The 19,691-nt window shown below is 67.3% G+C and carries 24 protein-coding genes; 12 read left to right on the top strand and 12 right to left on the bottom strand.

Annotated elements, in window-relative coordinates; translation table 11 throughout:
* Window positions 1-126: 126 nt before the first annotated feature.
* From rpsG to ACPCUW_RS19840, 6 genes are all read right to left on the bottom strand, one after another.
* Window positions 127-597: a 30S ribosomal protein S7 gene (gene rpsG / locus ACPCUW_RS19865; protein ID WP_030517120.1), complete on the bottom strand. Its 471-nt coding sequence runs from the start codon at window positions 595-597 to the stop codon at window positions 127-129.
* A gap of 1 nt (window position 598) precedes the next feature.
* The gene (rpsL, locus tag ACPCUW_RS19860; RefSeq protein ID WP_014353064.1) at window positions 599-973 is read right to left on the bottom strand and encodes a 30S ribosomal protein S12; all 375 of its coding nucleotides are present in this window, start codon (window positions 971-973) and stop codon (window positions 599-601) included.
* Window positions 974-1,395: 422 nt separating this feature from the next.
* On the bottom strand, window positions 1,396-1,956 hold the full coding sequence (locus ACPCUW_RS19855; protein ID WP_423426375.1) for a DUF3558 domain-containing protein: 561 nt from the start codon (window positions 1,954-1,956) through the stop codon (window positions 1,396-1,398).
* A gap of 23 nt (window positions 1,957-1,979) precedes the next feature.
* Entirely contained in the window at window positions 1,980-2,510 is a 531-nt protein-coding gene (locus tag ACPCUW_RS19850) for a DUF3558 domain-containing protein (protein WP_063013630.1), read from the bottom strand.
* Window positions 2,511-2,573: 63 nt separating this feature from the next.
* Window positions 2,574-3,266, bottom strand: coding sequence for a response regulator transcription factor (locus tag ACPCUW_RS19845; RefSeq protein WP_280639212.1), 693 nt, complete (start codon window positions 3,264-3,266; stop codon window positions 2,574-2,576).
* Entirely contained in the window at window positions 3,263-4,423 is a 1,161-nt protein-coding gene (locus ACPCUW_RS19840; RefSeq protein ID WP_423426373.1) for a sensor histidine kinase, read from the bottom strand. Before ACPCUW_RS19840 ends, ACPCUW_RS19845 begins: the two co-directional genes overlap by 4 nt.
* A 205-nt stretch (window positions 4,424-4,628) precedes the next feature.
* Here ACPCUW_RS19840 and ACPCUW_RS19835 point away from each other — a divergent pair, with 205 nt between their 5' ends.
* Complete coding sequence (locus ACPCUW_RS19835; protein ID WP_423426371.1) at window positions 4,629-5,306, top strand: VC0807 family protein; 678 nt, start codon at window positions 4,629-4,631, stop codon at window positions 5,304-5,306.
* Window positions 5,307-5,320: 14 nt separating this feature from the next.
* Here the strand turns inward: ACPCUW_RS19835 and hppD are convergent, their stop codons facing one another.
* Complete coding sequence (gene hppD, locus ACPCUW_RS19830) at window positions 5,321-6,514, bottom strand: 4-hydroxyphenylpyruvate dioxygenase (RefSeq protein WP_305780645.1); 1,194 nt, start codon at window positions 6,512-6,514, stop codon at window positions 5,321-5,323.
* 165 nt (window positions 6,515-6,679) lie between these two features.
* Here hppD and ACPCUW_RS19825 point away from each other — a divergent pair, with 165 nt between their 5' ends.
* A complete protein-coding gene (locus tag ACPCUW_RS19825; RefSeq protein WP_423426369.1) occupies window positions 6,680-7,225 on the top strand; it encodes an Lrp/AsnC family transcriptional regulator in 546 nt (181 codons plus the stop codon).
* Here ACPCUW_RS19825 and ACPCUW_RS19820 read toward each other — a convergent pair.
* On the bottom strand, window positions 7,149-8,489 hold the full coding sequence (locus ACPCUW_RS19820; RefSeq protein ID WP_423426367.1) for an RNA-guided endonuclease InsQ/TnpB family protein: 1,341 nt from the start codon (window positions 8,487-8,489) through the stop codon (window positions 7,149-7,151). The two genes, ACPCUW_RS19825 and ACPCUW_RS19820, sit on opposite strands and share 77 nt — an antisense overlap.
* Window positions 8,490-8,582: 93 nt before the next feature.
* Complete coding sequence (locus ACPCUW_RS19815; protein ID WP_423426365.1) at window positions 8,583-9,557, bottom strand: NADPH:quinone oxidoreductase family protein; 975 nt, start codon at window positions 9,555-9,557, stop codon at window positions 8,583-8,585.
* Window positions 9,558-9,680: 123 nt separating this feature from the next.
* Between ACPCUW_RS19815 and ACPCUW_RS19810 the strand changes: the two genes are divergently transcribed.
* From ACPCUW_RS19810 to ACPCUW_RS19800, 3 genes are all read left to right on the top strand, one after another.
* Entirely contained in the window at window positions 9,681-10,001 is a 321-nt protein-coding gene (locus tag ACPCUW_RS19810; RefSeq protein ID WP_051756726.1) for a hypothetical protein, read from the top strand.
* Complete coding sequence (locus ACPCUW_RS19805) at window positions 9,998-11,197, top strand: transglycosylase SLT domain-containing protein (protein WP_423426363.1); 1,200 nt, start codon at window positions 9,998-10,000, stop codon at window positions 11,195-11,197. The genes ACPCUW_RS19810 and ACPCUW_RS19805 overlap by 4 nt, the downstream gene beginning before the upstream one ends.
* Before the next feature lie 157 nt (window positions 11,198-11,354).
* A complete protein-coding gene (locus tag ACPCUW_RS19800) occupies window positions 11,355-12,128 on the top strand; it encodes an acyl-[acyl-carrier-protein] thioesterase (RefSeq protein ID WP_181064150.1) in 774 nt (257 codons plus the stop codon).
* Between the two features lie 81 nt (window positions 12,129-12,209).
* Here ACPCUW_RS19800 and ACPCUW_RS19795 read toward each other — a convergent pair whose 3' ends face one another.
* On the bottom strand, window positions 12,210-13,877 hold the full coding sequence (locus ACPCUW_RS19795; RefSeq protein WP_064910951.1) for an FAD-dependent oxidoreductase: 1,668 nt from the start codon (window positions 13,875-13,877) through the stop codon (window positions 12,210-12,212).
* A gap of 186 nt (window positions 13,878-14,063) precedes the next feature.
* Here ACPCUW_RS19795 and ACPCUW_RS19790 point away from each other — a divergent pair, with 186 nt between their 5' ends.
* The gene (locus ACPCUW_RS19790; RefSeq protein ID WP_064906694.1) at window positions 14,064-14,555 is read left to right on the top strand and encodes a SixA phosphatase family protein; all 492 of its coding nucleotides are present in this window, start codon (window positions 14,064-14,066) and stop codon (window positions 14,553-14,555) included.
* A gap of 23 nt (window positions 14,556-14,578) precedes the next feature.
* Here ACPCUW_RS19790 and ACPCUW_RS19785 read toward each other — a convergent pair whose 3' ends face one another.
* Window positions 14,579-14,779 (bottom strand): hypothetical protein, encoded by a 201-nt coding sequence (locus ACPCUW_RS19785; RefSeq protein WP_030517105.1) that lies wholly within the window; start codon window positions 14,777-14,779, stop codon window positions 14,579-14,581.
* A gap of 84 nt (window positions 14,780-14,863) precedes the next feature.
* On the opposite strand from ACPCUW_RS19785, the gene ACPCUW_RS19780 reads away from it, so the two are divergent.
* The 5 genes from ACPCUW_RS19780 to ACPCUW_RS19760 all read left to right on the top strand — a co-directional run bounded on the left by ACPCUW_RS19780 (window position 14,864) and on the right by ACPCUW_RS19760 (window position 17,680).
* A complete protein-coding gene (locus tag ACPCUW_RS19780) occupies window positions 14,864-15,232 on the top strand; it encodes a VOC family protein (protein ID WP_030517104.1) in 369 nt (122 codons plus the stop codon).
* A 139-nt stretch (window positions 15,233-15,371) separates the two neighbouring features.
* On the top strand, window positions 15,372-15,797 hold the full coding sequence (locus ACPCUW_RS19775) for a MerR family transcriptional regulator (RefSeq protein ID WP_030517103.1): 426 nt from the start codon (window positions 15,372-15,374) through the stop codon (window positions 15,795-15,797).
* Window positions 15,798-15,861: 64 nt separating this feature from the next.
* Window positions 15,862-16,338: a carboxymuconolactone decarboxylase family protein gene (locus ACPCUW_RS19770; protein ID WP_423426361.1), complete on the top strand. Its 477-nt coding sequence runs from the start codon at window positions 15,862-15,864 to the stop codon at window positions 16,336-16,338.
* A 4-nt stretch (window positions 16,339-16,342) separates the two neighbouring features.
* On the top strand, window positions 16,343-16,654 hold the full coding sequence (locus ACPCUW_RS19765) for a GNAT family N-acetyltransferase (protein ID WP_423426359.1): 312 nt from the start codon (window positions 16,343-16,345) through the stop codon (window positions 16,652-16,654).
* Window positions 16,655-16,696: 42 nt separating this feature from the next.
* Window positions 16,697-17,680, top strand: a complete 984-nt coding sequence (locus tag ACPCUW_RS19760) for a pirin family protein (RefSeq protein ID WP_423426357.1) — start codon at window positions 16,697-16,699, stop codon at window positions 17,678-17,680.
* Here the strand turns inward: ACPCUW_RS19760 and ACPCUW_RS19755 are convergent, their stop codons facing one another.
* A complete protein-coding gene (locus tag ACPCUW_RS19755; protein WP_063013660.1) occupies window positions 17,681-18,556 on the bottom strand; it encodes a helix-turn-helix transcriptional regulator in 876 nt (291 codons plus the stop codon).
* Window positions 18,557-18,657: 101 nt separating this feature from the next.
* Between ACPCUW_RS19755 and ACPCUW_RS19750 the strand changes: the two genes are divergently transcribed.
* Window positions 18,658-19,659 (top strand): aldo/keto reductase, encoded by a 1,002-nt coding sequence (locus ACPCUW_RS19750; RefSeq protein ID WP_423426354.1) that lies wholly within the window; start codon window positions 18,658-18,660, stop codon window positions 19,657-19,659.
* Window positions 19,660-19,691: the final 32 nt, after the last annotated feature.

Genomic DNA, 19,691 nt, shown 5'->3' with positions numbered 1-19,691 from the left:
GCGGGCCCCTGGCCATCACTATGTCAACGTCGGGTGCGGCTGATTGGTGCCCTGCTGAGCACGTGCCGCACCCGACTGTGACTCGCCTCCCGGCGCCGTTCCTTCACCGGCGGACCGGGTGACCAATCACCAGCGGTAGTGCGCGAACGCCCGGTTGGACTCGGCCATCTTGTGGGTGTCCTCGCGACGCTTCACCGAAGCGCCCAGACCGTTGCTCGCATCCAGCAGCTCGTTGGCCAGACGCTCGATCATGGTCTTCTCACGACGCGCGCGCGAGTAGTTGACCAGCCAGCGCAGCGCCAGGGTGTTGGCGCGACCCGGACGAACCTCGACCGGGACCTGGTAGGTGGCGCCACCGACACGACGCGGCTTCACCTCGAGGGCGGGCTTCACGTTGTCGAGCGCACGCTTGAGGGTCACGACCGGATCGGTGCCGGTCTTCTCGCGCGCCTGCTCGAGGGCACCGTAGACGATGCGCTCGGCGGTCGACTTCTTGCCGTCCAGCAGGATCTTGTTGACCAGCTGAGTGACCAGCGGCGATCCGTAGACCGGATCGTTGATCAGCGGACGCTTGGGTGCGGGGCCCTTGCGTGGCATATCAGCTCTTCTCCTTCTTGGCGCCGTAGCGGCTGCGGGCCTGCTTGCGGTTCTTCACACCCTGGGTGTCGAGCGAGCCGCGGATGATCTTGTAGCGCACACCGGGGAGGTCCTTCACACGACCACCGCGAACGAGCACCATCGAGTGCTCCTGCAGGTTGTGGCCCTCGCCCGGGATGTAAGCCGTGACCTCGACCGCGCTGGTCAGGCGAACACGCGCGACCTTACGCAGCGCGGAGTTCGGCTTCTTCGGGGTCGTGGTGTACACGCGGGTGCACACGCCACGACGCTGCGGGCTCCCCTTCAGGGCCGCAGTCTTGGTCTTGGCGACCTTGTCGCGACGACCCTTGCGGACCAGCTGGTTGATGGTTGGCATATACCGGCTTTCCTTATTCAGTAACCAGGTGTCTGGAACTCTTCGATGTCTGTTTGTCGGCGGTGCTGCCCGATTCCCCGGAGTTCACACCGACGTCATAGAGCTGTCACCACTTGCCCGGATCGCGTTTCCACGCGTCCCGAGGTCGGGCGTGTCGCGCGCAGTACATGCCTACTTTTCCGGGCACGCTGAAACGGTCGGCCGCTCTCGCTGGCTTACGTTCTACGCACAAACCTGCCCGCACGCTTCCGGGCACAGCGATCCACGATACCCGTCGGCGCGGCGGGGGGCAAAAGTGGGGTCCGGCAAGCACGCTTCACCACTCACGATGCACAACAACTATCTCTCGAGCGCTCCCCGGCCCCACAAGCGGGCACTCGAGGCAATACATCTACCCTGCCGGAGCGAAGCGGAGGCCAAAATTACCGCGCCAGGTTCAAGGTCAACTCCGCCAGCTTCTTCGACCCGGCGCACGGATCCGGATGACCACCCGGCCGGTAGTTCACCCACCAGCCGATGATCCCGGTGTCCGCGGCCGGCGCCATCACACCGCACGAATCCGGATCGCCCGGCCGCTGCACCTGCAGCGAGCGCCGGCCCTGCACGTTCACATCGGTGGTGGTGTAGCCGAGCCGATCGTTGTTGGCCTTCTCGTTCGGCAGCGAACCCATCTCGTACCAGTTCAGCGTGGCCATACCGTCGCCGCCGGGCGTACCCGACAGATCCCACATGCACACCGCGCCGTTGAACGAACCCTGCGCGTCCTGAGCACCGGTCGCCTTGGCGATGTCCTCCTGTTTGACGACCTCGCATTCGCGCAGCAACTTGTCGAAGTTCATGTTCACGCCGCCGCCGCTACCCGCCGGCAACGCGGTTCCCGAGACCGTGCGACCACAGCCGCCGACCGTCAGCCCGACCGCGAGTGCGAGGACCGCGATCCCGCCCGCCCGCACGCCGCGCCGGACGCGGCCCTGATCACGCATGCCGCTGCTCATTTCAGCCGCCCTCACTTCAGCCGCTGCACGGTCAGTTCGGCCAGTTTGCGGTTCTTGTCGCACGGTGTCGTCGACACCTGCCCGAATGCGCCGGCCGAGGTCGACCATTCGAAGAAGTCGTCGCCCAGCTGCACCGCGAAGTCACAGATGGTGCCGTCCGGGCTCGCGTCCTGGAAACCCTGATGCCCGCCGACCTCGATCGACTCCGGATTGCGGCCCTGCGCGGTGACCCACGCCTTCTCCCGCCCGATCGGACTGCCCCGATACGACGCGAACGTCACGCTGGGACCGCCGATTCCGCCGGCCTGCCAATTGCAGCCGACCGAATTCTTGAACACCTGCGAGATCTGACCGAGCCCACCCAGATTCCGGACCTCGTCATCGGTGACATGCCCGCACTCCCCCACGAACGGGCCCAGCGCCGCCACCTTCGCGGGCGGACGAACCGACGGGGAATCACTGTCGGACTTGTCGCCCGAACCGCAGCCCGCCAGCAGTGCCGCGAGAGCCGTCCCGGTGACAATCGCCGCCGTCAATCGCATGATGGGCACTCTACTGGTTTCGGCGTCCTGGGCCCGGGTGTCGCGTAGCACAGGGCCACCACCTCAGTCGGCGGTCGGGTCGGCCAGGCCGTGGCGGTAGCCGTAGCGGACGGCGTCGGCGCGGTTGCGGGCGCCGATCTTGGCGAAGGCGTTGTTGATGTGAGTTTTCACCGTCGCCGGCGAGACGAACAGGTGGGCGGCTATTTCGGCATTGCTCAGTCCGCGCGTGATCAGCGCGACCACCTCCGCCTCGCGAGCGGTGAGGCCGTCGGGATTCGGCGTACCGGCGGCAGGGGCACTCGGCGCCGGCCGGTCCCGTGCTCCGATCAGGGCGTCCACCAGCCGCTGGGACACCGTGGCGTCGAAGGTGGACTGCCCGGCCGCCGCGGCACGGATGGCGGCGACGATCTCCGCCCGGCCGGCGTCCTTGGTGAGGTAGCCGCGCGCGCCCGCGCGCAGCGCGCTCACGATCGAGGCGTCGTCGGCGTAGGTGGTCAGTACCAGTACCGCGGTGCCGGGATGGTCGGCCGCGATCCGGCGGGTCGCCTCGACGCCGTCGAGTACGGGCATCCGCAGATCCATGAGCACCACATCCGGGCCGGTCTCGGCCACCGCCCGCAGCGCCTGTTCACCGTCACCGGCGGCGCCGACCACACGCACCTCGTCGACCAGGCCCAGCAGTGCGACCAGACCCTCACGCATCACCTGCTGGTCGTCGACCACCAGCACTCGGAGCGGTTCCTGTCCCTCACTCACATCGGAACCTCCGCTGTCACAACCCATTCGCCGTCGGCCGCACCGGACGACAGCGTGCCCCCGGCCAATGCGATCCGCTCACGCATCCCGGTCAGACCGTACCCGCCGCCGGGCAGCGGCTCGCGATTCTTCTGCTCCGCGAACGCGTTTCGCACCGACAGTCGCACCTCGTCGGCCGCGAACTCGAGCGCGACATGCACCGGCCGGCCCGGTGCGTGCTTGGCGGCATTCGTCAGCGCCTCGCGCAGGGTGCGCAGCAGCGATACCGCGGCACCCGAATCCATCGGCCGGGCGCGACCGTCGCAGCGCAGTTCCACTGTCATCCGGTGATCGCGCCGATAACTCTCGACCAGTTCACGCACGGCATCCGGCAGCGGTGGCACGTCGCCGCGCAGCGCGGCCACCGCACCGCGCGCCTCGATCAATCCGTCGCGGGCCAGCCGGTGCGAGCGCCGCACATGCGCCAATGCGCCCGGTATATCGCCCCTTTCGTCGAGCAGCAGCTCCGCGACCTCCAACTGCATACTCAGCGCTCCCAGCGAATGTGCCAGTACATCGTGCAATTCCCGCGCGATCCGGGCACGTTCGTCCAGCGCGGCCGCCCGGGCCTGTTCGTCCTGTGCGCGCCGCGTCTGTTCGAGCAGCAGCTGGGTCTGGCGTACGCGCAGTCGATGCTGTCGGCGATACAAACCGAGCAGCAGCAGTATGACGAGCACGCCGACGTAGGTCAGCAGGTCGCCGAGGCTCTTTCCGGCCGCCGCACAACCGGCGATCAGAACCGCGACCTGTGCCGCGAAGCCGAGCAGGATGATTCGCGTAGCGGACCGGAACTGCTGGGCGAGCACACTGGCCGCCGCGCACAGCATGATGAACGCGGAAATGTCCGGGGCCGCTCCGACGACCGCCGCGCTCGACAAGGCGCACCAGGTCAACGCCAGGGTGGCCACCCGGGGATACCGGGATTCGACCACCGCGAACACGAGCCACCCGGCATAGGCGGCCGCCAGCACCGCCCACAGCCACGCCGCCGGCGCTCCCCGGTGGTTGAACACCAGATTGGCCGCGAGCAGCGTCGCGCCGATCGAACGCATCAACGGGCTGGCGTCGGGATCGTTGCCGATCAGCCTTCGCCCGAACTCCCGCAGCCCCTCTCGCATAACCCTCCTGGTGGCATGTCGTGCCGGTACCACGACGGTAGGCGCGGTCGAATCGTTGCCGGAACGACCGCCGGGCCGAGATTCGGCCCGGCGGCTCCACCCGTGGGTGGAGATCCCGTGGTCCATCTCCCGGCCGAGGCGCGCGCAAGACCGAAATCCCTAGCGTGTCAACGACATAGCGCCAGTACTCACAGGGGAGATTCCGATGACCGACACCGCCACATTCACCGCCGCCGACACCGGGAGCGAACCACGCCGGCTGTGGCGGGTGCTCGGATTCGCGGCCGATATCGGCCTGTCGCCCGCGACCTACTATCTGCTGCTCGCGGCCGGGTTCACCAGCTATCGAGCGCTGGTGGGTTCGACGATGGTCGCGGGCGGGTGGGCGCTCGCTGTCGCGGCGGCGCGCCGCAAGGCCGACGGCATCGCCGTGTTCGTCTTCCTGCTCAACGCACTGGGCCTCGTCCTGGCCGTACTCGGCGGTGACGAGCGAATGATGCTGGCCAAGGACCCGATCACCTCCGCCGTGATCAGTGTGCTGCTGGCGGGCAGCTGCCTGCTGGGCCGGCCGGCGATGTTCGCGATCTCGCAGCGCATGCACGCGCTCGGGCCGGATTCCGCCGTGCACTGGGAGACGTTGTGGCACAACGACTCCGTCGTGCGCCGCGCGTTCACGATCGCCACGGCGGTGTGGAGCGCCGGACTCGCGGTCGATGCGGTGGTGCGACTCCTGGTGATCTATTGCCTGCCGGTGCCGGCGGCCGTCGCGCTGATGAACCCGGTGCAGTGGACGATCATCGCCGCGCTGGCCGTCTACACCGTGCGGTCACGACGGCGCCTCGACATCAAGGCGCGCCTGCGCGCACTGCCCGACGCCGGGTGAGGACGCGCGCCCGGTCACAGATTGCCGCGCGCGTGCTGTTCCCGCTCGATCGCCTGGAACAGGGCCTTGAAGTTGCCCTTTCCGAAGCCCAGCGAGCCGTGCCGCTCGATCAATTCGAAGAACACGGTGGGGCGGTCGGTGAGGGGCTTGCAGAAGATCTGGAGCAGGTATCCGTCCTCGTCGCGGTCGACCAGGATGCCGCGCGATCGCAGTTGTCGTACGGGGACGCGGACGTGGCCGATGCGAGCGCGCAGATCGGGATCGTCGTAATAGGCGTCCGGGGTGTCGAGGAATTCGATGCCCTCCCGGCGCAGGGCGTCGACGGTGCTCAGGATGTCGCCGGTGGCCAGCGCGATGTGCTGGACGCCCGGGCCGCCGTAGAACTCCAGATATTCGTCGATCTGTGAGCGTTTGCGCCCGGCGGCCGGTTCGTTCAACGGGAATTTCACCCGGTGGTTGCCGTTGGCCACGACCTTGCTCATCAAGGCCGAGTATTCGGTGGCGATATCGTCGCCGACGAATTCGGCCATATCGGTGAAGCCCATGACGCGCCGATAGAACTCCACCCATTCGTCCATCCGCCCGAGCTCCACATTGCCCACGACGTGATCCACGGCCTGGAACAGCCGATGCGGCGCCCGCGGCTGATAATTCGAACGGCGCGCGATATATCCCGGCAGATACGGACCGTGATAGCGCGACCGGTCGACGAGGGTGTGGCGGGTTTCGCCGTAGGTGGCCAGGGCAGCGATGCGGACCGTGCCGAATTCGTCGGACTCGTCGTGCGGCTCGACCAGGATCCGCGCGCCCTGCCGCCGGGCGTGCGCGATGCAGCGGTCCACATCGGGCACCTCGAGCGCGATATCGACGATGCCGTCACCGTGCCGGTCGTGGTGGGCGACAAGCGGACTGGCCGGATCCACCGCCCCGCACACCACGAATCGCGCACTGCCGCTGCGCAAGACGTAGGACTTGTGATCGCGGTTGCCGGTCTCCGGTCCGGAATAGGCCTCCAGCGCCATCCCGAAGGCCTGCAGGTAGTGCGTGAACTGGGTCGCGTTGCCGACCACCCACACCAGCGCGTCCCAGCCGAGAACGGGAAACGGATCCGCACCGGGATCGTGGTCGACCAGACCGACGAGCCGGCGCAGCTCCGCATCGCTCGCCACCGCGGGCCGGGTGTCGCGGGAGATGTCCTCGATCGTCATGCATCCAGATAATCTCCGAGCCGTGGTGCTGGGCAATATCGAGGATTTCGAGTAGACACCCTGGCGTAATTGGTCACCATATGCCGCCGAGTGCTGGACAATTTGAATAGCTGCACCCGGGCCTCGTCCGGTGGCGCGGCGCCGGACCGAATACAGGAGACGACGATGACGCGCACCCCGGCCAAACTGGACGAACTGGATCTGGCGATCCTCACCGCCATGCACGAGTACCAGAAGGCGGGCGTACTCGAGCTGTCGCGACGAACCCGGGTGGCGCGGGCGACCGTCCAGTCGCGCATCGCGCGCATGGAGGAGGCCGGGGTCATCGCCTCCTACGATCCGCGGGTCGACGTCACCGCCGCCGGATTCGATGTGCAGGCCTTCGTGAGTCTGGAGATCGCGCAGGGCGCGCTGGACGCGGTGACCACCGATCTGGACGCCATCCCCGGCGTGCTCGAGGCCTACGCGACCACCGGTTCCAGCGATGTCCTGTGCCGCATCGGCGCCGATTCGCATTCGGGCCTGCAGGCGGTGCTGCTGAGTATCGACCGCAGCGCCGCGGTGGTGCGCTCGCACAGCGTGATCGTGCTGTCCACGGTGGTCGCACATCGGACGCTGCCGCTGCTGCGCACGCTCACTCCGGCGGGGACGAGCAAGGCTCCGGCATACCGGAATTCGACGGATCGGACTGCTGCACGCCCAGGTGAATAGTGGCGCGCTTGACGTTCCTCCCAGAGTCGACTCCGGGATTCCAGTTCCGGCTGGAGCTGGGCAGTAATTCCTCACGGTTTCCTGCTGGTTCCTGCTTCGCGGACCGACGGATGTCGAGGTCTCCACAGGCTGTGACCGCCAGTCCGGCGGCCAGAATATTTTTCGCGGCGTTAAGGTCCGCGTCTAGCGTGGCCCCGCAGTGAGTGCACCGAAAACACGCTTGGCTCTCACGCGATTTCGGGTCCACAACGCCACACGCACAACACGTCTGGGACGTGAAGGCCGGGTGGACCTTCACGATCCTGCTGCCCGTATACCGAGCTTTGGACTCCAGCGCGAGATAGAGCTGATGCCATCCTTTGCCGAGAATGGCGCGGTTCAATCCCGCTTTCTGCCGGACGTTGACACCAGGTGTTTCGACCGTACCTCTCGCCGAGCGAGTCATGTGCCGAATCCGCAAATCCTCCATGGCAACGACTGCATTCGCCGACGCTAGCCGATGCGCAGTCTGTGCCGTGAAATCTCTTCGACGACATCGTTCTTTGCTCCGCAGGTTACGAATCCGGGCGATAGTCTGGGCGCGGTTGACCGAATCCCTTTGCTGTCGTGCCAGCTTCTGCTGCAGGCGGCGCAAGGTTGCGACCTCACCACCAGTCACGCAGGCCCGGTTTAGCATGACCCCATCCGAGCACGCGACCGCCACCCGCACGCCACGATCGATCCCGACCCCAGTACCCGGCTGGGCGTGCCCGTCCGGCGTGGCGTGCCCGTCGTCGATGAGAAACGACGCGACCCAGTGGTTCCCATCACGCCTCACCGTCGCGGACCTGACACTTCCACCGAGCGGACGCGACCAACGAAACCGCACCCACCCCAGCTTCGGCAGTTTCACTCTGCCCACTCTGCGACCCAGTCGCTGGACCTGGATTTGCTTCGCATCCGGAAAGCGGAACGACGGGGCCGACCGCCGCCGCGAACGCCAACGCACCTTCCATGTTCCGTGTAGTCGACATGCTCTGTCCAGATCCATCAGGGTCTGCTGCAGCACATGAGAGGGCGCCTGCCTCAGCCACCCATTCTCCACCTTCGCCGCAACGAGTTCACTCGCCTGCTCGCGGTAGTTGATCCACGCCCCACGCGACCGATAGATGCGCCGCTGCTCCAAACCCGTGTTCCACACCGCCCTGCAAGCGTTGGCGAACATCTCACACTGTGCATGCTGCTCAGCCGTGAGCTCAAGACGGTAACAGCGCCCGGTCAACACGACGCACTTCTTATCAGCACCCACTGACAACAAACGTGAAATGCCCACTCCCACAAACGACCGGTGCCGTAGGCGCCGACAGATCGCCTCTTCTCAGCGGACGGTGACGACGACTTTGCCCTTCGCCGAACGGTTGTCGAGCGCGGCCACCGCGGCCGCCGTCTCCGTCAGTGGGTACAGCACGGGCTGCGGCGCCGCGATCTTGCCCGATTCCAGCAGCGGCGCCACCTCGTCCCACTGCTCCTGCAGATACCCCGGATGGGTCATCACCCATTCGCCCCAGGCGGCGCCGACCACCTCGACGTTCTTGAGCAGCAGGCGATTCACCTTCACGGTGGGGATCTCGCCCGCGGTGAAGCCGACCACGAGCAACCGGCCGGCCGGGGCCAGCGAGCGAATGCTGTCGGTGAACCGGTCGCCGCCGACCGGGTCCAGCACGATGTCGACGCCGCGTCCGCCGGTCAATTCCTTCACCGCGGCCAGCCAGCCGTCGGTCAGCACCACATCGGATGCGCCGTTGGCCCGCGCGACCTCGGCCTTCTCCTCGGTACTCACCACGGCGATCACCCGGCTCGCGCCCAGCGCCTCGGCCATGCGCAGCGTGGAGGTGCCGATGCCACCGGCCGCACCGTGTACGAGCACGGTCTCGCCCTCGGCCAGCCGGCCCCGGTTGCGCAGGCAGAAGTGCACGGTCAGATCGTTGAACAGAATTCCCGCACCCGCTTCGAGGGAAATGTTGTCCGGCAGCCGGAACACCATTTCCTTCGCGGTCACCGCGGTTTCGGCGACCGCGTTCCCCAGCATGGTCAGCGCCACCACCCGGTCGCCCGCCTTCACGCGCGCGTCCTCGGGGGCCGAGCGCACGATTCCGGCCACCTCGCCGCCGACCACGAACGGCAGTTCGGGTTTCATCTGGTAGAGCCCCCGGGTCATCAGCACATCCGGGAACGCCACCCCCGCGGCATGGACGTCGATCACCACGCCACTGGGGAATTCCGCCGGTTCGGGGATGTCCACGACCTCGATGGATTCGGGCCCCTCGAGCTTGCTCACCTGGGCTGCGCGCATGAAACGACCTCTCTGTCCGCGGCTGCTTTCCAACAAGTTAACCGGTCTTCGCGCACCCCTGTCCACAGGTCCCCGATTTGCTACGCTTGGGCCCGCTGAACTGAGCGAAGAGGGGGATTTCTCATGGCCGGTCCCAACGATCCACCCGCGAACGCGATGAAGATCGATCCCGCGGCCCTGCAAAGTTTCGCGAAGACCCTGCGCGACGAGTCCGATGCCATCGGCAAACTCGACTCCGGACTGGCCGACGCGGCCGGCGCGCTCCCGGGCACCGGCTGGGACGCGGCCTGCACCGGCGCCAAGGATTCGGTCGAGAACGCGTTGAAGCGAATCGGTTCGCGCGTAACGCATATCGCCGACACCGTCGAACAGGCCGGCAAGGTCATCATCGATACCGACCAGCAGTTGCGCGACGATCTGAACAAGATCGGCATCCGCGCATGAGCGGCGCGGCATTGACCATCGGCGATGTCGAAAAGTGGGACCCCGACAAGCTGAACACCGCCGCGACCGCCGTCGGCAAGCTCTCCGGTGACCTCGATCAGGCCGTCATCACCGCCGTGAACAGCACGCAGAAGCTGGGTCAGGACCAGAAATGGGGCGGCGGCGCCGCGCAGGCCGCGGACGGCCGGATGCAGGTGGAGAAGGGCCGCGCCTCGACCGTGAGCCAGGCGATCCTGGGCTTGCAGACGGCGCTGAACCAACAGGTGGAGAACCTGAAGAACGCCAAGATCGCCGTGCTCCAAATGCGCGACCAGGCGACCTTCGTGCCCGCCCCCAGCCTCATGCCCGCATTCGAAGTCAATCCCGACGGCACGGTGAACCCGCAGAAGCGGCTCGACTGGCTCGACCAGCACCGCGACAAACTCAACGACATCGAGTACACGGCGAAGACCACCGAGATCAAGACCGACGCCGCCACGCACGAGTGGGCGATCGTCAACGCGCTGAAAAATGCGCAGACAGTGGCGGATTCGGCGATTACCGCCCTCAACGGCGCCAAGGCTCCGGTGGATGCCGCGTTCGCGGGGCTCGGCGACCCGGTCACCGGCGCGGGCGCCGCACCTCCGGCGCCACCCGCTCCCACCGCACCCGCCGCGGCGGCGCCGCCCGCCGCCCCGGCCGCCACACCGGTCGTGAGCCATTCGGGCACCCCGGCGTCCTCCAGCCTGATGGGCAACTCCCACCACGGCGGCGGCACCAGCTCCTACAGCGGCGGCAGCTACGGCGGCGGCAGCTACAACGGCCCGACCAGCGGTCCGCCGCCGACCGCCCATCCGTCCGGTGGTGTGCAGCAGTGGATCGCCCAGGCCAAGCAGGTCCTGATCGAGATGGGCTATCCCCCGGAATCGATCGACGAGAACGCCATCGCGCTCATCATCGAGCACGAATCCGGCGGCGATCCCAACGCGATCAACAACTGGGACAGCAATGCGGCGGCCGGTCATCCGTCGAAGGGTCTGATGCAGTGCATCGACAGCACCTTCAACGCCCACGCGGCCCCGGGCCACACCGACATCTGGAATCCGGTCGACAACATCGTGGCCGCCACACGCTACTCGATCGATCGCTACGGGTCGCTCGACAATGTGCCGGGAGTTTCCGCGGTCTCCGGTGGTGGCGGCTACGTCGGCTACTGATCGGCGGCCGGAAGCCGGTGGCCGCGACACAACTGGACATTTGCTACGTGTGAGTAGAGCCATCTCGACGTAACAGTGTGACCTGCGCCCCGTAAAGTCATGTCACAAGAAGCACCGCATGAAGTACGCGGCACACCGTGCAGCGCGAGGAGCACCAGTGTCACTCGATCAGCCACTCGCCCCGCTTCCCCAGGAGGGCATGGGCTTCGCCTCGGCGTGGCCCATCCGGGCTGGCGATGTAGATCCCTACAGCCGGCTGCGGCTCGACGCCGTGGCTCGATATTTGCAAGACATCGCGTGGGAAGAGTTGCACAGCACGTTCTTCCACCGCACCGACCCGGCATGGATCGTGCGCCGCACCGTCATCGACGTAGTGCGTCCGATCGTCTGGCCGGATCGGGTGCAGTTGCGACGCTGGTGTTCGGCGATGTCGACCCGCTGGACGAATATGCGGGTGCGGATCACCAGCGACAGCGGCGGCCTAATCGAGACCGAGGGCTTCTGGATCAATATCAACGAGTCGACGAATATGCCGACCCGGATCAGCGACCAGGGATTGGCGCATCTGGCCCGGACCACCGACGAACATCGGCTGCGCTGGCGGCCGTGGCTGACCGATGCGGTGCCGCCGGAGTCGGATACCGATCTGACGTTCCCGGTACGCGCGACCGATATCGACCAGTTCAACCACGTCAACAACGCCATGTACTGGCAGGCGGTCGAGCACTTCCTGGTGGACTATCCGAAGCTGGTGGCCGGGCCGCATCGCGCGGTGATCGAATATGTGGCGCCGGTGCTGGCCCGTCAGCACATCAGCGTGCGCAGCCGCTACGAGCCCGGTGACCGCAACGGCCAGCCGGTGCTGCGGCTGTGGTTCATGGTCGGTGGCACCATCACCACCACCGTGCGGATCGGCGCGTTACCGACCTGAGTGTGGATAGCGGAGAGTTCGCGAAGGAGCCCCGCCGAGGTCCGGACCCTCCCCGCGGGGAGGGTCCGGACGCACCGGTGTTCAGCCGCGCGCGGCTTTGAGCAGATCTTCGATGGTGGTGAACTTGACCCGCGGGCGGCCGCCGGACTTGCCGGCGCTCTTCTCGGCCGCGTCGATGGCCTTCCAGCCCTCTCGGCCGACGGCGTCGGGCTGGCGCTGCGCGAGCAGGGCCTCGAGCGCGGCCCGATCTCCTTGCGGGGCAGCCAGTTTGCCGGAGGTGAAATCCTCGAGCAGCTGTTCCACGGTTTCGGTGGCATCCACGCGGTTGGAACCGATCACGCCGCGCGGACCGCGCTTGATCCAGCCCGAGACGTAGACGCCGGTGACGTGAGCGCCGTCGGCGACCACGCGGCCGTGCTCGTTGGGCACGATCCCGGCGCGCTCGTCGAACGGCAGATCCGCGATGGGAACACCGCGATAGCCGATCGAGCGCAACACCATCGACGCCGGCAGCGTCTCGGTGCGATCCGACGCCCGCGCCACGACGCGGCCGTCCTCGCTGACGAGTTCGTTGTGCACGAACTCGAGCTCGGCGACGTGACCCTCGCCGCGGATCTCGGTCGGTGACGCCAGGTAGCGGAACACGATGCGCTTGTTGTCCGGGTTCGGGGCCTTGGCCGCGTACTCCTGCGCCAGTTCGTACTTCAGGCGCAGCGAGGGCTCGATATCGGGATCGTCGAGCAGCGCCTGGCTGGCGGGATCCAGCTCCAGCTCGGCGGGGTCGATGATCACATCGACGCCCTTCAGATGTCCCAGCGCCAGGAACTCCGCCGAGGTGTAGGCGGCCTGCAGCGGACCGCGCCGGCCCAGCACCACGACCTCACGGATATTGCTCGAGCGCAGCGCGTCCAGGGCGTGGTCGGCGATATCGGTCTTGGCCAGCTCGTCGGGCGACAGCGTCAGCACGCGTGCGACGTCGAGGGCGACGTTGCCGTTACCGACGATCACCACGCGCTCACCGGACAGGTCGAAGCTGCGCTCGGCGTAGTCGGGGTGGCCGTTGTACCAGGCCACGAATTCGGTCGCCGAATGGCTGCCGGGCAGATCCTCACCGGGCACGTCCAGGCGGCGGTCGGTGGAGGCGCCCACGGCGTAGATCACCGCGTGGTGATGGGCGGCCAGTTCCTCGTGCGAGATGTGTTTGCCCACCTCGACATTGAGCCGGTACTGCAGGGTGTCACGCCGGAACGCGCTCTCGAACATGGCAGACACCGACTTGGTCCCCGGATGATCCGGGGCCACACCGGCGCGCACCAGACCCCACGGGGTGGGCAGCCGGTCGAACATCTCGACCTCGACATCGGCGCGGCGCAGCAGCTCGTCGGCGGCATAGCAGGCCGCCGGACCGGCGCCCACGATCGCCACCCGCAGCGTGCCCAGCTCCTTGGGCGGGCGTGCCGGGGTCACCAGCGGGTCGAAATTCGACTCCAGCGGGTGGCGCTGGAAGTAGGCGGCGTTGATATCGCGGAAACGAGCCAGCGACGCCGTCAGATCGTCCTCGGAGAAGATGGCCTCCACCGGGCAGGCATCCACACACGCACCACAGTCGATACAGGTGTCGGGGTCGATGTACAGCTGCTCGGTCGTCGCGAACTCGGGTTGCTCCGGAGTGGGACGAATGCAATCGACCGGGCACTCGGGAACGCAGCTGGCGTCGTTGCAACAACGCTGCGTGATCACGTAGGCCATATCTCGCAGATCCTCGAAACATCATGGGACGTCCCCACCCGGGTTTGGACAGGGCGTGCATCGCACCGGTTGCCTTCGGCCCCGCTGTGACACTACCTTCAGTGTGCCTCGAGAGTGAGTTACATCTCTCATCAGGTAGCGATTTAGATAACACCGTTTACTTTCTGCGGCGCTACGGTATTGCTCATGGCGCGGACGCTGATCCTGATGCGACACGGTAAATCCGCATATCCGCCGGGTGTCGACGACCACGATCGGCCGCTGGCGCCGCGGGGGCGGCGCGAGGCCGCGCTGGCCGGCACCTGGCTGCGCGAGACCCAGCCGGCGATCGACGCGGTGTGCTGTTCGGACGCGGTCCGGACCCGCGAAACGCTCGACGCGACCGGCATCGACGCGCCGGTCGTCTACGAGCATTCGATCTACGAGGCCACGCCGCACACGCTGATCGAATTGATCCAGTTGACCGGCGACGAGGTGGAGACGCTGCTGCTGATCGGCCACTCTCCGGGGATGCCGTGGACGGCGTGGGAGCTGGCGGCCAATCGCGCCTCGCTGCCGGCGGAGGAGCTCAGCCGCAAATTCCCGACCTCCGCACTGGCGGTGCTGGAATTCGACCGGCCGTGGTCACGCGCGGACCCGGGCACCGGCGAATTGGTCCGGTTCCACGTGCCGCGCTGACGCGCTGGTGTCGAAAAGGCTTGTCAGCGTAGGAATTTGCCGCGCACGACGACGACCGCGCCGAGCAGCACGAGCACCAGCAACGCGACGAACCAGTTCGTCAGCGCCCAGACGACGCCCAGTACGACGATCACCGGGACCGCCGCGACGAGGGCGATGAACGGGCTTTCCTTGACCGTTTCCAGCGCCGACCGCGCCCGGACCCGATCGATTTCCTTGGCCATGTACTCAGAGTAGGTGCTCGGCGCTGGTTGCGCCCGAATTGTCCGGCAACCCGGATTGTCGGTGGTCGATGAGATGCTCCTCACATGGATTGGAAAATCGAACTCGTCGCCATCCCGGTCACCGACGTCGACCGGGCGAAGGACTTCTACACGAGCATCGGATTCAACGCCGACCACGACGCCAGCCCGACCGAGGACATCCGGTTCGTGCAGCTGACTCCGCCGGGTTCGGGGTGTTCGATCTGCATCGGCAAGGGCATCACCGACGCCGCGCCGGGCAGCGTGGTCGGTATGCAGATGGTGGTGTCCAGCGCCGAGGAGGCCTATCGACAACTGGTGGCCGCCGGCGTGGAGGCCACGCCGGTCAAGGACGAGGGCTGGGGCCTGTTCACCTATTTCGCCGATCCCGACGGCAACAAGTGGGCCGTGCAGGAATTGCCGCAGCGGGGTTGAGCCGCCGCCGAGTCGAGCCCGGCCGGTACGTTCCGATGCGCTCGGGCTTGCATAGAGTGCACTCCAGGTGGGTACTGTCGAAGCGCAGATCCGGCGCAGCCGGTGCGGGTCGGGAAGCGGCTCAGGAAGGCGAGGGGCGATGACGGCAACCACGGCGAATCCGCTCGAGCACACCGAGGATTACGAGCGCCCGAAGTATTCGATCGGCGATGTCGCGGAGCGGTCCGGCCTCACCCGCGACACGCTGCGCTGGTACGAGCGAATCGGACTGATGGACTACATCGGCCGCGATTCCAGCGGCAAGCGCCGGTTCAGCGATCGAGACCTGAGCTGGCTGCACCTGATCGGCTGTCTGCGAACCACCGGGATGTCGGTCGCCGATATGGTCCACTACGCCGAACTGGTGCGCGCCGGCGACGAGACCACTCCGGAGCGGCTGGAGATGTTCCGCAAGACCCGCGAGGGCGTGCTCGCCCAGATCGAGGACCTGCACAGCACACTCGCCGTGCTGGACCGCAAGATCGGCCTCTACGAGGGCAGAGTGGCTGCCATGCAAGACATCTGAACCCGCGTGACGTCGCATACATCCCGCGCAAGGTGACGCAGCGCACGGTTAGGATGCCTCCGCTATGCAAACCCCCGCCGCCGATGCCCGCATCTGGATCGACAAACAGAGTCCCGAGCCCTTCCGCGCGCTCAACAGCGTCGCACTGGCCGTCCGCAACGCCGCCGCGGCCGCCGGTCTCGACCGCTCCGTGGTCGAGCTGGTCAACGTGCGCGTCTCGCAGATCAACGGATGCGCGTACTGCCTGGATCTGCACTCCCAGGCAGCGCTGAAGGCAGGCGTGACCCGACAGCAACTCGACGTGTTGCCGGCCTGGCGGCGTACCGAGTTGTTCACCCCGTCCGAATGCGCCGCCCTCGCACTCGCCGAGACGACCACCACGTTGCCCGATGAGGACACCCTGCAACGTGTGTACGCCCATGCGCGGCAACAGCTCTCGGACGAACAGGTTTCGGTGATCGTCTGGGTCGCGACGACCATCGGCGCGTTCAATCGCGTGTCGATCATGAGCAGGCATCCGGTGCGGGAACGGAAGGAGTAACCCGATGATCGATCAGGCCGCGACCGCAGCAGTCGTCCGCAACGACGCGCAGCACCGCTACGAGGTGTGGTACGGCGACAAACTCGCCGGATTCGCCGAATATCGCGACAACGGCGAGGACACCACCTTCATCCACACCGAGGTGGATTCGGAGTTCAGCGGGAAGGGCCTGGCCGGCACGCTGGCGCGGCACGCGATCGTGGACACGATCGACCGCGGCCGTGCGATCGTGCCCCGCTGCTCGTTCATCAAGAGCTGGCTCGACAAGCACCCGGACTACGATGCTCGCGTAGTGGGCAAAGGCATTCAGCGGTAACCGCGCCCGGCATCAGCGGTGACCCCGGACCGGAGGTGGCCGATGAGCGATCTCGAGGCGAATCCCGCCGAGGCGCTGTGCGAATCGTCGCCGGCGCCCGGCCCGCGGGCGGATTTCTATCCGGCGCGGGAGGTGCCACTGGGCGGCGTGCGCGGCGTCACGGTGATGCGGGTGCTGCCCCAGCGCGATCTGCCGACGGTCGGGGCCTGGTGTTTCCTCGACCACTTCGGTTCGACCGAGACCTCGCATCGGCTGCCGCCGGATATCGATCCCCATCCGCATATCGGATTGCAGACGGTGACCTGGCCGTTCGACGGCCGGATCCGGCATCGCGACAGCGTCGGATCCGATGTGGAGATCGAACCCGGCCAGCTGAATCTGATGACCTCCGGACGCGGTATCGCGCATTCGGAGTACACCGTGCCCGGTGCGCCCGCCGGGCAGGGGCTGCAGTTCTGGATCGCCCTGCCGCACGCGCACCGCGATATCGCCCCGCACTTCGAGCAGCATCGCGAGTTGCCCGTGCTGGCCCGCCCGGGACTGCGGGCGACCGTGCTGATCGGCTCGCTCGGGGATGTGCGCTCCCCGGCGATCACCTACTCCCCGATCGTCGGCGCGGACATCACCGTCGGCCCGGGCGCGGACGCACATCTGCCGCTGGCACCCGAATTCGAGCATGCGGTACTGGTGATGTCGGGTGAGGTGCGCATCGACGACGTACTCGCCGAACCCGGTCCGCTGCTGTATCTGGGCAGCGACCGCGCCGAACTGCGGCTGCGCAGCGCATCCGGTGCGCGGGTGGTGCTGATCGGCGGCCAGCCCTTCGGCGAGGATCTGGTGATGTGGTGGAACTTCGTCGGTCGCAGCCACGACGAGATCGACGCCGCCCGCACCGCATGGGAGAAGCACGACACCGAACGCTTCGGCGACGTCGCGGGACATACTCCGCAGCAACGCATTCCGGCGCCGCCGCTGCCCAACCTGCGGTTGCGACCGCGCACCCGCCGCACGTTCCCGCCCCGCTGATCAGCCCCGATCGAAAACCGTGCTGCCCGAATCGGTCTCGTCGGTCATGGTCTGGGTTCCGATGACACGCAACAGTTCCAGCCGCTCCTTGGCGTCGGTACCGGGGCGCGGATAGTAGACCAGCAGATGCTGGGCGGCATTCGGCGTCACCAGCGTTTCGCAGACCAGGTCGAGCAGCCCTACCTGCGGATGCCGGATCCGCTTGGCATCGCTGATCCGGACCGCCACCTCGTGCGCCGACCACAGCCGTTCGAATTCGGGACTGACCGCCCGCAGCTTGGTCACCAGTTCCGTCACGTCGGGGTCGCCCGCCCGCCGCGCGGCGGTCGCCCGCAGATCGGCGACGTGCCGGCGGGTCAGCCGGTCCCAGTCGGCGTCGGGGAACGTCTCCCGGCCGGCCGTATCGGTGAACCAGCGCCACAGCAGGTAGCGATCCATGCCGGTGAAGCGGGTGTGGTCACCCATCATGTTGATGTGCATGCGGTTCTGCGCGAGGATCTCGCCGAGATCCGACACCACGCACGCGGGCGTGTCCTCCAGCTTGTCCAGCAGGTAGAGCAGCCCGGGTCCGACGTGCCGGTCGCCGCCGCCACGATGGGGCGCCGCATGGCCGCACAGGTGGTAGAGATGGTCGCGCTCGTCGTCGGTGAGCCGCAGCGCGCGGGCGAGTGCGCCGAGAACCTGCACCGAGGGCCGCGGGCCCCGCGACTGCTCGAGACGGGTGTAGTAGTCGGTGGACATCCCGGCGAGCAGGGCGACCTCGTCGCGACGCAGGCCGGGAGTCCGGCGGCGGGTACCGGGCAGCAGTCCCACATCGGCGGGCTGTAGCTGTTCGCGCCGGCGCCGCAGGAAATCGGCCAGTTCATCGCGATCCATCACTCCACTGTGCCCCGGCGCGGCGGCCGCAGCCAGGGATCGCCGATCCCCCGATAAACGATCTCTGCCGAAGGCGGCGGATCGAGGCGCAGGATTCGAGCATGACTATCGAGCAGACACAACTGGGCGCGACGGGCCCGAAGGTCGGACGCATCGGTCTCGGCGCGATGGGGATGTCGGGCGCCTACGGGAAATCCGACGAGACCGAATCCATCGCCACCATCCACGCCGCCCTCGACTCCGGCGCCACCCTCGTCGACACCGGCGATTTCTACGGCGCCGGACACAACGAAATGCTGATCCACCGGGCCCTCGCCCAGCGCCCGCGCGAGGACTACCAGCTGAGCGTGAAATTCGGCGCCCTGCGCGGTCCGGACGGCAGCTTCGGCGGCGTCGACACGCGCCCCGAGGCGATGCGCAACTTCCTGCACTATTCGCTGCAGCGGCTGGGAGTGGACTACGTCGACATCTACCGTCCCGCACGGCTGGATCCGGCGGTTCCGATCGAGGACACCGTGGGCGCGATCGCGGAGATGGTGCAGGCCGGCTATGTGCGCCACATCGGACTGTCCGAGGTCGGCGCGCAGACCCTGCGGCGTGCGGCGGCAGTGGCACCGATCGTCGATCTGCAGATCGAGTACGCCCTCATCACCCGGGGCATCGAGCGCGAAATCCTGCCCACGGCACGGGAACTCGGCATCGGGATCACCGCCTACGGTGTGCTCTCGCGCGGCTTGCTGAGCGACTCCATGCGCGCGAACCAGACCTTCGCCCCCGATGATTTCCGCGCCCACAGCCCGCGATTCCAGGGCGAGAACCTCACCACCAATCTCCGGCTGGTCTCCGCGCTGGCGGAGATCGGCGACCGGCACGGCGTGAGCGTGGCACAGCTGGCGATCGCCTGGGTCCTGACCCGAGGCGCCGATATCGTCCCGCTGATCGGCGCGCGCCGGCTCGACCGCTGGACCGAAGCGGTTGCCGCACTGGATATTCGGCTCTCCGAGTCGGAGCTCGCCGCGATCGAGGCGGCGGCGCCCGCCGAGGCGGTCGCCGGTGACCGCTACGCCGCCCCGCAGATGGCCATGCTGGACAGCGAGCGCTGAATCTCCTTCACCGCCCGCGTATTCGCGGCGCG

The sequence above is a fragment of the Nocardia sp. AB354 genome, assembly GCF_049538315.1.
GTDB lineage: Bacteria > Actinomycetota > Actinomycetes > Mycobacteriales > Mycobacteriaceae > Nocardia > Nocardia nova.
The sequence above is the reverse complement of the archived record's forward strand: the minus strand, read 5'-3'. Positions and strand labels throughout refer to the sequence as shown.